Source organism: Herbaspirillum lusitanum (genome assembly GCF_026127345.1).
GTDB lineage: Bacteria > Pseudomonadota > Gammaproteobacteria > Burkholderiales > Burkholderiaceae_D > Herbaspirillum > Herbaspirillum lusitanum.
Genome location: NZ_QXFG01000010.1, coordinates 297,557 through 310,294 on the forward strand (window position 1 = coordinate 297,557; position 12,738 = coordinate 310,294).

Annotated in this window: 14 protein-coding genes; 5 read left to right on the top strand and 9 right to left on the bottom strand. The window is 61.0% G+C overall.

What is annotated here, in order from left to right; translation table 11 throughout:
* Window positions 1-38: 38 nt before the first annotated feature.
* Window positions 39-1,571: a leucyl aminopeptidase gene (locus tag DXT88_RS16180; RefSeq protein WP_265214979.1), complete on the top strand. Its 1,533-nt coding sequence runs from the start codon at window positions 39-41 to the stop codon at window positions 1,569-1,571.
* A 62-nt stretch (window positions 1,572-1,633) separates the two neighbouring features.
* On the opposite strand, the gene DXT88_RS16185 is transcribed toward DXT88_RS16180, so the two are convergent.
* Both DXT88_RS16185 and DXT88_RS16190 read right to left on the bottom strand, forming a co-directional pair.
* Complete coding sequence (locus DXT88_RS16185) at window positions 1,634-2,302, bottom strand: hypothetical protein (protein ID WP_265214982.1); 669 nt, start codon at window positions 2,300-2,302, stop codon at window positions 1,634-1,636.
* 22 nt (window positions 2,303-2,324) lie between these two features.
* Window positions 2,325-2,558, bottom strand: a complete 234-nt coding sequence (locus tag DXT88_RS16190; RefSeq protein WP_265214984.1) for a transcriptional regulator — start codon at window positions 2,556-2,558, stop codon at window positions 2,325-2,327.
* A 110-nt stretch (window positions 2,559-2,668) separates the two neighbouring features.
* Here DXT88_RS16190 and DXT88_RS16195 point away from each other — a divergent pair, with 110 nt between their 5' ends.
* Entirely contained in the window at window positions 2,669-3,337 is a 669-nt protein-coding gene (locus DXT88_RS16195) for a S24 family peptidase (RefSeq protein ID WP_265214986.1), read from the top strand.
* 13 nt (window positions 3,338-3,350) lie between these two features.
* Here the strand turns inward: DXT88_RS16195 and DXT88_RS16200 are convergent, their stop codons facing one another.
* Entirely contained in the window at window positions 3,351-4,523 is a 1,173-nt protein-coding gene (locus tag DXT88_RS16200; protein WP_265215245.1) for an MFS transporter, read from the bottom strand.
* 197 nt (window positions 4,524-4,720) lie between these two features.
* Between DXT88_RS16200 and DXT88_RS16205 the strand changes: the two genes are divergently transcribed.
* On the top strand, window positions 4,721-5,173 hold the full coding sequence (locus DXT88_RS16205; protein ID WP_016833989.1) for a winged helix-turn-helix transcriptional regulator: 453 nt from the start codon (window positions 4,721-4,723) through the stop codon (window positions 5,171-5,173).
* Between the two features lie 119 nt (window positions 5,174-5,292).
* Window positions 5,293-6,039, top strand: a complete 747-nt coding sequence (locus tag DXT88_RS16210; RefSeq protein WP_016833990.1) for a MipA/OmpV family protein — start codon at window positions 5,293-5,295, stop codon at window positions 6,037-6,039.
* Window positions 6,040-6,105: 66 nt separating this feature from the next.
* On the opposite strand, the gene DXT88_RS16215 is transcribed toward DXT88_RS16210, so the two are convergent.
* Entirely contained in the window at window positions 6,106-7,185 is a 1,080-nt protein-coding gene (locus tag DXT88_RS16215; RefSeq protein WP_265214989.1) for a porin, read from the bottom strand.
* 359 nt (window positions 7,186-7,544) lie between these two features.
* On the opposite strand from DXT88_RS16215, the gene xth reads away from it, so the two are divergent.
* Window positions 7,545-8,318 carry an exodeoxyribonuclease III gene (xth, locus tag DXT88_RS16220; protein ID WP_265214991.1) on the top strand — a complete coding sequence of 258 codons (774 nt, stop codon included), beginning with the start codon at window positions 7,545-7,547 and terminating at the stop codon, window positions 8,316-8,318.
* 63 nt (window positions 8,319-8,381) lie between these two features.
* On the opposite strand, the gene DXT88_RS16225 is transcribed toward xth, so the two are convergent.
* The 5 genes from DXT88_RS16225 to DXT88_RS16245 form a co-directional block, all read right to left on the bottom strand.
* Window positions 8,382-10,370 carry an alkaline phosphatase gene (locus DXT88_RS16225; RefSeq protein ID WP_265214993.1) on the bottom strand — a complete coding sequence of 663 codons (1,989 nt, stop codon included), beginning with the start codon at window positions 10,368-10,370 and terminating at the stop codon, window positions 8,382-8,384.
* A 221-nt stretch (window positions 10,371-10,591) separates the two neighbouring features.
* Window positions 10,592-10,978: a cupin domain-containing protein gene (locus tag DXT88_RS16230; protein ID WP_265214995.1), complete on the bottom strand. Its 387-nt coding sequence runs from the start codon at window positions 10,976-10,978 to the stop codon at window positions 10,592-10,594.
* A 92-nt stretch (window positions 10,979-11,070) separates the two neighbouring features.
* Window positions 11,071-11,829 carry a helix-turn-helix transcriptional regulator gene (locus DXT88_RS16235; RefSeq protein ID WP_265214997.1) on the bottom strand — a complete coding sequence of 253 codons (759 nt, stop codon included), beginning with the start codon at window positions 11,827-11,829 and terminating at the stop codon, window positions 11,071-11,073.
* 72 nt (window positions 11,830-11,901) lie between these two features.
* Window positions 11,902-12,168, bottom strand: a complete 267-nt coding sequence (locus DXT88_RS16240) for a hypothetical protein (protein ID WP_016833996.1) — start codon at window positions 12,166-12,168, stop codon at window positions 11,902-11,904.
* 9 nt (window positions 12,169-12,177) lie between these two features.
* Window positions 12,178-12,669, bottom strand: a complete 492-nt coding sequence (locus DXT88_RS16245; protein ID WP_016833997.1) for an arsinothricin resistance N-acetyltransferase ArsN1 family B — start codon at window positions 12,667-12,669, stop codon at window positions 12,178-12,180.
* Window positions 12,670-12,738: the final 69 nt, after the last annotated feature.

The window sequence follows — 12,738 nt, forward strand, 5'->3', positions numbered from 1 at the left end:
ATTGATGCAAACAAAAACTAGCAAACTAAGGACAAGCGATGGACTTTAGCATAAAAACATTGGACGCAAAAACCTCTGTCAACGCCGCCAAGACCGGCGTGCTCGTCGTTGGCGTTTTTGAAAACCGCAAACTGACGCAAGCTGCGCAAGCCCTGGACAAATCGGGCGCGATCAGCGATGCGCTGAAATCCGGCGACATCACCGGCAAGCCCGGTTCCACGCTGCTGCTGCGCGGTCTGGCCGGCGTCGCCGCCGAACGCGTGCTGCTGGTTGGCTTGGGCGCCGATGAAGAAATCACCGACAAGAGTTTCTCCTCCGCAACACAAGGCGCCGTACGCGCACTGAGCACCGTCGGCGCCGCCGATGCGCTGGTGGCGCTGCCGCTGGGCAAGATCAAGGGCCGCGAGGGGAAAGATATTGCCTGGGCCATCCGCGCGCTGGTGCTGGCCGCACGCGACAACAATTACCGCTCTGACGTCCTGAAGAGCAAAAAAGATCCCGCCCCGACCGGTGTGAAGAAGATTGCCGTCGCGGTCTCCACCGCCGCCGCTGTCGCCGCCAAGACCGGCCTGGCCGAAGCCGTGGCGCTGGCCAACGGCATGGAACTGAGCAAGGACCTGGCCAACCTGCCGGGCAATGTCTGCACCCCGACCTACCTCGCCAACAGCGCCAGGAAACTGGCCAAGGAATACAAGCTCGGCGTCGAAGTGCTGGACCGCAAACAACTCGAAGCGCTCAAGATGGGCAGCTTCCTGTCCGTCACCAACGGCAGCGACGAGCCGCCGAAATTCATCGTCCTCAAGCATCTCGGCGGCAAATCCAAGGATGCACCGATCGTCTTGGTCGGCAAGGGCATCACCTTCGACACCGGCGGCATATCGCTCAAGCCGGGCGCCGGCATGGATGAAATGAAATACGACATGTGCGGCGCCGCCTCGGTGCTCGGCACCTTCCGCGCCATCGCCGAGCTGCAACTGAAGCTCAACGTCATCGGCGTCATCCCGACCTGCGAAAACATGCCGTCGGGCCGCGCCACCAAGCCGGGCGACATCGTCACCTCGATGTCGGGCCAGACCATCGAAGTACTCAACACCGACGCCGAAGGCCGCCTGATCCTGTGCGACGCGCTGACTTACGTTGAACGCTTCAAGCCTGCGGCCGTGGTCGACATCGCGACGCTGACCGGCGCTTGCGTGGTGGCTTTGGGTCATCACAACACCGGCCTGTTCACGCGTGAAGACGATGCCCACGATCAGCTTGCCAACGACCTGCTGGCAGCCGGCAAGGCCAGCGGCGACACCGCATGGCGCATGCCGGTGCAGGACGTCTATCAGGAACAGCTGAAGTCGAACTTCGCCGACATCGCCAACATCGGCGGTCAGCCGGCGGGCAGCGTGACGGCGGCGTGCTTCCTTGAGCGCTTCACCAAGAAATACACCTGGGCGCATCTGGACATCGCCGGCACCGCATGGCGCGGCGGCGCGACCAAGGGCGCCAGCGGCCGTCCCGTACCGCTGCTGACGACCTTCCTGCTGAATGAAGCGAAGAAGTCGCAAAAAGCGCGCGCGTAATTTTTCACGCTCCGCAATCAAGCCGTCATCCGCAAGATGACGGCTTTTTTATCGGCGCATCGCTAGCGTGAGAGCAGCAACGGTGCTCGCAAGCCGATCGTTGGGCGTCGGCGCAGCCAGCCTTGCAGCAACGTCGCCAGCACCAGCGTTGGCAACGCCGCCAACAGCATGTTCAATTGTTCGCCATAGGATCGGAAATCAACCGGTCGCGCCAGATGGTACAGACAGTTGACCGCATCGCCGACCACGCCTAACAACGCCGGGCTTGCGATATCGGCAATCGTGGCGACAATGAAGAACAGCAGGTGCGCAACGACCGTCAGCGTCGCCAGCGCAGCGCGACTGGACCACGACAATGCCGCCGGGGCATCGCCACTCACCGCACTTCCGAGCCTGCGCATCGCAGCCCGGAATCCCACCGAAGCAAGATACGGCGGGCCGCACAGGATCGTCGTCGCCGCCAGCGTGTGCCACAGGCTGCCGCGGTCTTTAAGCATGAGATGGTCGAGCGCCAGAATGAACGCAACCAACCCGGCCGCCCCCGTCCACCAGCGACGACGGCGATACTGCCAATACAGCATTGCAGGCAGCACCGCACACAGCACTCCCATCAACAAAAACTGCGCGACGCCGGTGGTGTAGGCGCTCACGGCCGTCTCCATCCCGAAGAAATTCGGCAGCGTGAAAAATCCGCCGGGCGTCCGGCACAACGATGTTTTGAACGGTGGCATGGATATCCTGGTAGGCGGGGATTCAGTCGTTTTTTTCGTCCAACTCCGGCCACAGCCTGGCCCAGTCGTCGGGGAAAAGGTCTTTAGGGGTGATCAATCCCTGCGACGCGCTTTCCAGACAAACCGCAATCCGCGGTGAACACGAGCGATTGCCATAGCCGATCTGGCGCAGGTAGTCGAACGAGGTCTCACAATACGCGGCAAGTGCGGCGCGCCTGTCCATCGGAACGGAATTGAGATATTCAATCAATGTCATAACGACAATTTAGCATCTGCTACAGACAAGTCAAGCAAAAGCTAATTTACCAAATGCTAAATTTGCGTTCAAATGCAGGCATGGACATGCATGAACATCGACGGAAACGTTTGCTTGCGTTGATCGCGGATCGCTATGGCAGCGACCGCCGACGGATTTGCGACGACAGCGGCATGAGCGAGTCGCGCCTGGCGCAATTGCTCTCGTCGCGTTACCGGCACGGCCGGGGCTTCGGCGAGAAAGCCGCCCGCGCGCTGGAAGAGCGCCTGCACCTCGGCACCCTGTATTTCGACCAGTTTGCCGTCGGCGAGATGGCGCCGCCCTATCTCGTGCGCCAGACGTCCAAAACGGAAGCCGACGACGCCGTCACCATCCGGCAGGTGGTACTGAAGCTGACCGCAGGCTCCTCCAGCACAGGCAGGCAGGAGATCGCGCCGACGCTGTGCCAGTGGAAATTTCCAAAAAGCTGGCTCAAGGCGCACGGCCTGCGTGCCGATGAATTGTTCGCTGTCGCCGTAACCGGCGCCGGCATGGCGCCGCGTCTGCATGAAGGCGACGTCGTCGTGGTCAACGGCGGCGACACCGCTTTGCAGGATGGCGCGGTCTACCTGATCAACTACCGCGGCGAAGCCATCATCAAACGCCTGGCGCTGGACCTCGGGCGCTGGTTCATGACCTCCGACAACAGCGCCGGCAAGCGCTACCCTCGCCTTGAATTCGATCAGCCCGACTGCATTTTGCTGGGACGCGTCATCGTGCTCGCCAGCGCGCGGTTCTGAATCCCGGCTGCACTCAGGCGCGCGGCATGTGCCTCAGGCTCCAGCCCCAGAACAGCAAGCCGAGCACACTGACGCCGGCCCCCAGCATACACACGCCGGCCCATCCCCACGCAGCGAACGCCGCAGTCGACGACACCGCCCCAGCGCCACTGCCCACCGCATAGAAAATCATGTAGCAAGCCACCAATCGGCTATGCGCGGTAGCACTCGCGCGAAAAATCATGCTCTGATTCGTGACATGGATCGCCTGCGCCGCCAGGTCCAGCAGCAGCACGCCCGCCGCCAGCGCCCACAGGCTCCACGACAGCAGCGACAAAGGCAGCCAGGCAGTCGCCAGCAACGCCAGCGCCACGCCGCTGGTCCACTGACCGCGCCCGCGGTCGGCCCAACTGCCAGCCTTGGCCGCGCCCAGCGTGCCGACCACGCCAATCAGGCCGAAGGCGCCGATCGCCGCATGCGACAAGGAATACGGCGGCGCGCGCAGAGGCAACACCAGCGCGCTCCAGAAAATGTTCAGCACGGCAAACATCAGCATCGCGATGACGCCGCGAATTTGCAGAACGCGGTCATGCAGCATCAGCGTGGCCATTGACGCCAGCAGTTGCCCATACGACAAGCGAGCGGCGCCGCCATCCGCAGGACGGTGCGGCAGGCGGCCATGCAACAGCGCCAGCATCAGCAGGGCCAGTACCGCCGACACCGCGTACACCATGCGCCAGCCGGCAACGTCGGCGATCATCCCGGCCAAGGTGCGCGCCAACAGCAGTCCGATCACCACGCCTGCCTGCGCCGTGCCGACCACGCGGCCGCGCTCGTGCGGCGCCGCCAACGCCGCCGCGTAGGAAATCAATCCCTGCGTCATGGCAGTGCCGAGCATGCCTACGGCCAGCATGCCGATCAGCAGCCAGGCCGGCGACGATGCCAGCCCGACCGCGACCAGCGCGGCAAACAACAGCAGCAACTGCGCCAGCGTCAGACGACGCCGGTCCAGCAAATCGCCGAGCGGCACCACCAGCACCAGGGCCAGCGCGGAACCGAGCTGGGTTGCCGTCACCACCACGCCGACCGCCGCCTGGCTGAAACCAAACTCCGCCGCCAATGCATCCAGCAGCGGCTGGGCATAGTAGACGTTGGCGACGCTGACGCCGCAGGCCATCGCAAACAACAACACCATGGCGCGCGGCATCACGGCGGATGCACGCTCCGGGCCAGCCTCTTCGAATCGGCACGCACCCGCTCCGCCCTCGTTTTGCGCCATTGCCCCGCTCCTTTTCACTGTCGTCATTTACCGCTGCAAGTGGTTTCAAATTAAAACCAGTTGAAGTGTAGGCGAGCGAGTTTTAAAATGCAACCATCAGACATGCACGAGGAAGCGGCAATACGATGGCCAAGCGGAAAAGTCTCATGAGCGATCCCTGCCCGGTAGCGCGGTCGATTGACGTGGTCGGCGACCGCTGGGCGCTGCTGATCATTCGCGACGCCTTCGACGGCATGCGCCGCTTCGGCGAGTTCCAGAAGAGCCTGGGCGTGGCCAAGAACATCCTGTCGGCACGGCTGCGCGACCTGGTCGATGCCGGCATCCTCGACGTCGCCCCGGCCTCCGACGGCAGCGCGTATCAGGAATACCTCCTCACCGCCAAGGGCAAGGGACTGTTCACGGTGGTGCTGGGCCTGCGCCAGTGGGGTGAAGGCCATCTGTTCAAGAAGGGCGAATCCATCGCTCCGATGGTCGACCGCGACAGCGGCAAGCCGATCCCGAAAATCACATTGCACACCTGCGAGGGCAAACCGCTCAAACCGGAAAATGCCTTCGTCAAAAGAAAAGCCCGGGCTTGATGCCGGGACCATTATTCGTGCAAGATGCCACCCAATGACACTGGCGGCCTTGCCGCTGCACTCCGCCTCTTCCACCGTTCACCTACATTTCACCTACATTCCACCCATCGAAAGCCAACATGAACAAAACCCTGCTGTGCGCCCTGCTCCTGTCGTTCGCCGGCCACGCCGCGGCCCAGCAAGCTGCGGAAGCCGACTTCCCCGACCACCTGCGCGGCGACATCGGCCCGGGCGTGTTCCGCCTTGAACGCAACATTCTCGGCAAGAGCGACGTTACCCAGGTCCTGCCGTACGCTTATTTCGACTACGGCCGCTTCTTCGCGCGCCTGGATACCTTCGGCGTCAAGACCGTGAAGTTTGGCGCGGGCTATCTGGAACTGGCGGCGCGCGTCAACTTTGATCACATGGACGCCGAGCGCGGCCTGAACCGTCGCTCCAACTCCGTGCCGCTCGGCATCGGCACCTTGCAGGAAACCCGTTTCGGCGCGTTCTTCCTGAACGCCTTCTACGACGTCAACAAGTCGCACGGCACGCTGCTGGAAGCCGTCTACGCGGCGCAATTCGACCTCGGCCGCGCCAGCTTCTACCCGCAAGTCGGCATTGAGCGTCGCAGCAGCAGCTACAACAATTACTTTTACGGCGTTACCGGCCAGGAATCGACTGCCAGCGGTTTCCGCGAATACCATGCCGGCGCCTCGACCACACCGATGCTGGGCCTGACCATCGAAATGCCGGTGGCCGAGAACTGGGTCGCCAACGTCACCTTCCGCCGCAAATGGCTGGGCAACGGCATCGCCAACAGCCCGATCGTCAACCACAGCACCGAGAACATGGGGCTGGTGGCGATCAACTATCACTTCAAATAATCCGGCACGCGTCGGACGAGCTTGCTCGTCGCCTCTGAATCCGCCATTGCGCCCCGGCCGATGACTTCAGAAGCGATGCGTTGCACCGATGTTGATCCCTGCCTGCGCGCCGCTTTCCGAGTAGGAATTGACAGCGTTCGACACGCCGACCGGCTGGCTGTTGCTGGCAGCGGCATAAGCGCCCGTGGCGTAAAACGTGGTGTGCGCCGACATGGCGTAGCTGAGGCGCATGGCATACATGGTCGGAGTGCCGTTGTTGCCCTTGGGATCATTGCGCAGGTCGACGTGATAGACCGCGCCGCTCACCGTGGTCGCCGGCCACATCAGGTAACTTGCGCCAATCCACACAAAGTCGCTGCGCACGTCCTTGCTTGCGGTGAGAGCGTGCCTGGCATATCGACGATAACCGGCAAAGAATTTGGCGAGCGCTTGCGCATAGGAGCCGGACACTTGGATGTTCGAGGCCTGGTCGTAGCCGGGGAAGGCCAACTTGCTGTTCTGCCGATCGAATGTCAGCACGCCGGTCACGCTGCCGCCGAGATACTGCACCCCCGCCGAATACCTGGCATTGCTGGCATGGCTGCCGGCCGACTCGCCCAGGCCGTAGCTCCCGCCGAGACGGTAAGCGCCGAACTTGCCTTCATATTTCACCACGTTGGAGATGCGGCCCAGGATGCCGTCCTTGCGATCTCCGCGCATGTGCGTACTGGCCCCGGACCACGAATAGTGGTTGCTGAGAGGATCGTTGATCGAAAAGTCGCCGGTCGTGCTTTCGCTTCTTCCGATCAGCACCTTGCCGTAAGACCCCGCCAAGCCGACATTGGCCTGCCGGTTAAAGAAGCTGTGGGGATCCGAGCGGTCGCCGCTGTCGGCCAGGAAACCGCCTTCCAGCTGAAAGAAGCTCTGCATGCCCCCGCCCAGGTCCTCGATGCCCTTGAAGCCGATACGCGAGGTGCTGGCGCCGCCCGATTGCAGTCGCAGCAGGCTGCCGCCGCGACGGCCGGCGTTATTGAAATACTCCATGCCGACGTCGATCACGCCATATATCGTCGCCGAACCGCCTGACGAAGCGCCCTGCGCGGACGTCACTCCGGAAAACATCAGGACGCTCGCCAAGAGCGCCGCAACGGCACATTTTTTTGTCATGGGACACCAAGAGATAACAAGTGGACAGGAATTGCATCGGATGCCACCCGGCCTCAGACAGCAGCGGGCACAACCAGGCGTATGCTATTGAAGCAACATGTCAGACTCGTTACATTTTTGTGTGACGACAACACTTCCCAAGGGACAGCGCAAATCGATGGAGTTTTTCGAAATCGACAACGCAAAGAACGAAATATTTACGCCGGCAAAACAGAACTTATTCGCCAACATGGACAACGCCGGCTGTGCGGCCAGAACCGAGCGCGCGAGGCCGCATGAAATGAGTTCCTGTAATATGCGACTTCTTATTTCTCGCGTGCCGGACTTGCCGGGCGCACCACGCAAAGGCCACTGCTCCAATGAAAAAAATCGCCACCTGGAACGTCAACTCCCTCAAGGTCCGCCTGCCCCAGGTACTGCAATGGCTGGGCGACAATCCGGTCGATGTGCTGTGCCTGCAGGAAACCAAGCTCACCGACGACAAATTCCCGCAGGCTGAAATCAACGCCGCTGGTTACGAGGTCGTCTTCAGCGGGCAAAAAACCTACAACGGCGTGGCGATCCTGTCGCGCCATCCGATCGCCGACGTGGTCAAGAACAATCCGCTGTTCGAGGATGAACAGCAACGCATCATCGCCGCCACCATCGAAGGCGTGCGTTATGTCTGCGCCTACATTCCCAACGGCCAGGCGCCGGATTCGGAGAAGTATCAATACAAGCTGAAGTGGTTGGCAGCCCTGCATACATGGCTCGCGCAAGAGCAGCAGCAACACGAAAAACTGGCGCTGCTGGGCGATTACAACATCGCGCCGGAAGACCGCGACGTGCATGATCCGGCCGCCTGGGTCGGCCAGAACCTGGTGTCGGAACCGGAACGCGCCGCCTTCTTCCATCTGGAAAAAATGGGTTTCACCGACGCCTTCCGCAAATTCGAGCAGCCGGAAAAACTCTTCAGCTGGTGGGACTACCGCCAGATGGGCTTCCGTCTCAACAGGGGATTGCGCATCGACCATATCCTGCTGACCGCGCCGCTGGCGGCGCAATGCACGGCGTGCGTAATCGACAAGGTGCCGCGCAAGTGGGAGCAGCCGTCGGATCACGCGCCGGTGGTGGCGACGCTCGATTTTTCCTGACCGCTGACGACGTACCCGACCAGTTGGCGGGTACGTTTTCGAGAACCGCGCAGCTCGATGCTGCTAGTCGTTCTGGAGGGGACTCGCGCCTCCGGTGACCGCCTGGCCAATTTTGAAAAACACCTCGGTGTTGTCAAACACCCCCGTAAACAGCCGTGAGCCGCGACCAAAGGCAGACAGCGGAATATCCGTCGCGGTATGCGATGCCGAGTGGCCACCGATCTGGCCGGTAATGGAAAATCCTTGACCTTGATTGCGCGCGCCGGCGTTGGCAGGATAAGTATTGAGCGGCACATGAGCGGCAAACGGCTGGTCATCCATCACAGGTTTTTCGTTTGACCGCCACGTCTCGCGTCGATCTGCATTCGAACCGTAGCCGATCAGGATTTTGTTGGCAATGTCGGTCGTTTGGGGGTAACCGTCAGGCATGATCTGGTATTGCGGAAAGCCCGCTGAATCGTACACATGGACGATCTGATCGCGATCTTTGCTGGTCGCAGTCCCGTCGTAGGCATGATCGCTTGAATTGGCGCTACCAATGATGGAAGCGCCTGCCGTTTCATGATCCGCAGTAACCAGCACCAAGGTATCGGTATGCTGGCGGGCGAAGTTCTGAGCAACTTCCACGGCGCGGTCGAATTCGAGCGTCTCCAGAATCCAGCGATCAGAATCCATTGCATGGGCCTGCTTGTCGATCGAAGCGCCCTCGATCATCATGTAAAAGCCGTTGGGTTGTTTGGCCAGCACCGTCAGCGCGGCTCTTGCCATTTCGTCGAGCATGGGCTGATCGGGAAAACCGAAATCATTGACGACCTGGCCGGCGCCGCGTCGGCCTGCAATTTTGTCATACGCAACGTTCATATTGCCGTACGAAAAAAGACCAAGCAACTTGCCTGATCGGGCGGCAACTGCGGTCATGCTCGCCGCGTCCGGCGCGTAGCCAAATCCCGCCCGCTGAAAATCGGCAATCAAATCGCGCCCCGCATCTCTGTCGCCCTTAGCCACGCCCCAGCCGGCGACGACGTCGTCAGGCAAGATCGCATCGCTTCCGGAGAGCCGTTGCGATCCATTTACCGGCTGCGGATTGATACTGTCATCCCTGTTCGGCAGAAACCATTTTCGCCCTCCGCCCATTAACACAGTCAAGCCCGTCAGCTCGCGATCATCCAGAAACTGATCCACGATACCGGTGCCCGCACTGCGGTTGGCCGTATGAACCGCATTGGCCGCCGGGGTGGCATCGGAAACATCGGCAGTTGTCACGATGCCCAACGCCTTGCCGAACTTGCGATGCAGATATTCCGACAGATATTCAACACGCGGATTGTCGAATGCATCCAGCGTCTCATCCGGCCATACGCCCTCCTGGGCATTTGCGGCTTTGTTGCCCGTCACGTAGTTCGACATGCCGGGCGCGGAATCGGTCACGATGGAATTGAGGGACGAGGTCATCAAAAGACCGGTATAGGGAAAGGTGTCCATCGCCAGCGGCTGGTTCGCCTTGCCCTGGCTATAGCCTTTCGCCACAATGCGCGCCGCCGTGCGATGCGTGATTCCCATGCCATCGCCCAGCAGCAGAATGACATTGCGGGCCGGTCTGCCGTCGCCGGTCAACAGCGGCACCACTTCAAAACTCCCTTTTGCGCGCGCCTGTTTACCGTCGGACTGGGTTGCGGTCACGCTGAGGATATGTTTGCCGGGTTGATTATTGCTGTAAGCGCGCAGCGAAACAACGGCGGTGTCCCGGGGCATTCCTTTGACCAGGCCCTGTGTGACGAGGCTAGTCCGTGCGGCCGGCACCAGGATCGGCACGCCGTCGACGGCAAATTCAAAACGCGTAATCGTCTGACCTGGATCAGGTTGAACTGTCGCCTGCAAATCGAAACGCTGGTCAGACAAAAAACGAGCAATCATCGGGTAATCGCGACCGGTGCTGAAAAGCTCGGACGGCGGCGTGAGCCGGGAAACAAGCGGTGTGGCCTGAGTCAGGCCTGTGACCAGCAAGAGCAAGGCAAGTCGAACAAATCGAAAAAAACGGTTCAGCATTGACATGGAAACGCCTCAATAAATCGTACAAAAGTACGGACGGGTTAGTGGAACGTGCAAGCACAATTCCCTCCCCGCTGCGTTTTTCGCAGGCGCCCATTTTTTAAGTGCTGCCTGAGATTAACATGTCAATGTGACAACTTCATGTCAGCCGCACCGTGCACTCGGGATGCTGAAATCAGCCGGACTTTGGTCAAAGCTACCAGCGACAGAATCCGAATGCTTGCTCAAATCCACACGTCGTTGGCGCGCGTACGCTCGCTTTCTTCGGCACCGGTATTGACCACGCCGCGCGGCTCGACCAGCAGGATGCTGGCCTCTTCTTCGGAATACGGCTTGTGCTCGACACCCTTGGGGATCACGAACATCTCGCCCGCTTTCAGATGCACCGCGCCGTCGCGGAAGTCGATACGCAATCTGCCATCGATCACGATAAAGACTTCATCGGTATCGGCGTGGTCGTGCCAGATGAAGTCGCCCTTCACTTTCGCCAGCTTGAACTGGTAGTCGTTCATTTCGGCGATGACGCGTTGCGACCAGTGCTCGCTGAACAGCGAAAGCTTGTCGGTGAAATTGATGGCGCGGTATTCGCGCAGGTTGATGGCGGCTGACATGCTGGCTCCGTAGGTAAGTAACGGAGGCAAGCCTACGCGAGCGAAACGCCGCGGTCTTGAACGATCGTGCAACTTGCGCGGCAACCGGGGGATCAGGTTCCGTGCCGCATGATGCGCAGCCAGTGCGCCGGTGCAATACCGTAGGTCTTGGTGAACAAGCGCGTCATGTGGCTCTGGTCGGCAAAGCCGGACATGGCGGCGGCGTCCGCCAGCGGCAGGCCCTGCGCCATCAGGCGACGCGCCATGTCGAGCCGGCGCATGCTGAGGTAGCGATAGGGACTGGTGCCGAAGAAGCTGCGAAAGTCGCGCGTCAGGCTCCAGCGATCGCGGCCGCTGGCTTGCGCCAGCTCGTCGAGCGTGAGTGTACGGTCGAGCGCGCCGTGAATGTATTCGCGCGCCAGCCGGGCTGCCCCGAAGTCGGCGGCATGGCGCCGCGGCCGTTTGCCGGATACCGCATCCAGCGCACGCGCCAGCTCGAAGATGCCGTCGTCCTGCTGCAGGGGCTCCACCTCGTCGTCCATGTGCAGCAACAAATTGCGCACGGCGCCGAACAGGCATGGATCGGTCGAGATGCCGCCTTCGATGAACGGCAATGCGACACCGCCGAGTGCGTCCTGCAGCAAGGACGGTTCGATGTACAGCATGCGATAGCGGAAACCCGCTTCGCTGCCGGCCTGGCCGTCATGCGGCTCGTCGGGGTACAGCGCCATGGTGTTGCCGGGCAGGCTGTGGCGCATCGACTTCTTGTACTGGAATGACTGCACCCCACCCAGCGTGATGCCGATGGCGTAGGTGTCGTGGCGATGCATGGCGTAGCCGCGTCCGTGGAAAAATGCCTCGATGCGCTCCATGCCGGACGACTGCGACCGCAGTATCCAGTCCTTGCGCTTTTGCGGGCGGGGGCGGAGCGGGGCCACAGTGATTTACTCTTCGCGTTTCTTGGCGAGCTGTTTTTCAAACGCGACGTCAAGCTTGCTGATGCGCTTCGGCTTTTGCGGTCCGTAGGCATTGACGAAGGCGACGAACTCATCCAGCGGCAATGGTTCGCAGAGTTTTTCAGCCGGATTGTCGGGTGTGCGCTGGAGCAGGTAAAACAGCTCGGCCGAGGTGCGGCCCATGGAATACTGCCTGGTACCTGCACGCGTGTTGAGGCGCTCGATGGCGCCGGTTGCTCTGGTCGATCTGGCCATGTGTACTCCTTAGAGGATCAGCTGCCAATAGGCGACGTCAATCCATTGATCGAATTTCCTGCCGACCTGTGCGAAATGGGCGACTTTCACGAAGCCCATTTTTTCGTGCAGGGCGATGCTGCCGGGATTCGGCTGGGCAATGCCGCCCATGACGGCATGGACGCCGCGCGCCTTCAGTTCGACAAACAAGGCGCGGTACAACTTCGTGCCGACGCCCTTGCCGCCGCTGTCCCTGGCCATGTAGACAGAACTCTCGACGGACTGCTGATAGGCCTTGCGCGCTTTCCATTTGGTGGCGTATGCATAGCCGAGGATACGGCCGTCTTCTTCATACACCAGCCATGGAAACATGGCAGACACCTCGACGATGCGCTGCGCCATTTCCTCGGTGGAAACGGCTTCCAGTTCAAAACTGATGGTCGTCGTCAGAACGTAGTGGTTGTAGATCTCGCAAATGGCGGCGGCATCGGCCGTCGTGGCCGGGCGTATCGAGGTAGTCATGAAAGCTGGGAAGAAAGTGCGGTAACACGTAGTGTACCCAAAATGACGACGTCCGGCGCAGGGGCCGGA

Coding starts and splice junctions, on each gene's coding strand:
- DXT88_RS16180 (WP_265214979.1), top strand. CDS start 39: ATGGACTTTAGCATAAAAACATTGGACGCAAAAACCTCTGTCAACGCC.
- DXT88_RS16185 (WP_265214982.1), bottom strand. CDS start 2,302: ATGCCACCGTTCAAAACATCGTTGTGCCGGACGCCCGGCGGATTTTTC.
- DXT88_RS16190 (WP_265214984.1), bottom strand. CDS start 2,558: ATGACATTGATTGAATATCTCAATTCCGTTCCGATGGACAGGCGCGCC.
- DXT88_RS16200 (WP_265215245.1), bottom strand. CDS start 4,523: ATGCCGCGCGCCATGGTGTTGTTGTTTGCGATGGCCTGCGGCGTCAGC.
- DXT88_RS16205 (WP_016833989.1), top strand. CDS start 4,721: ATGGCCAAGCGGAAAAGTCTCATGAGCGATCCCTGCCCGGTAGCGCGG.
- DXT88_RS16210 (WP_016833990.1), top strand. CDS start 5,293: ATGAACAAAACCCTGCTGTGCGCCCTGCTCCTGTCGTTCGCCGGCCAC.
- DXT88_RS16215 (WP_265214989.1), bottom strand. CDS start 7,185: ATGACAAAAAAATGTGCCGTTGCGGCGCTCTTGGCGAGCGTCCTGATG.
- xth (WP_265214991.1), top strand. CDS start 7,545: ATGAAAAAAATCGCCACCTGGAACGTCAACTCCCTCAAGGTCCGCCTG.
- DXT88_RS16225 (WP_265214993.1), bottom strand. CDS start 10,370: ATGTCAATGCTGAACCGTTTTTTTCGATTTGTTCGACTTGCCTTGCTC.
- DXT88_RS16230 (WP_265214995.1), bottom strand. CDS start 10,978: ATGTCAGCCGCCATCAACCTGCGCGAATACCGCGCCATCAATTTCACC.
- DXT88_RS16235 (WP_265214997.1), bottom strand. CDS start 11,829: ATGGAGCGCATCGAGGCATTTTTCCACGGACGCGGCTACGCCATGCAT.
- DXT88_RS16240 (WP_016833996.1), bottom strand. CDS start 12,168: ATGGCCAGATCGACCAGAGCAACCGGCGCCATCGAGCGCCTCAACACG.
- DXT88_RS16245 (WP_016833997.1), bottom strand. CDS start 12,669: ATGACTACCTCGATACGCCCGGCCACGACGGCCGATGCCGCCGCCATT.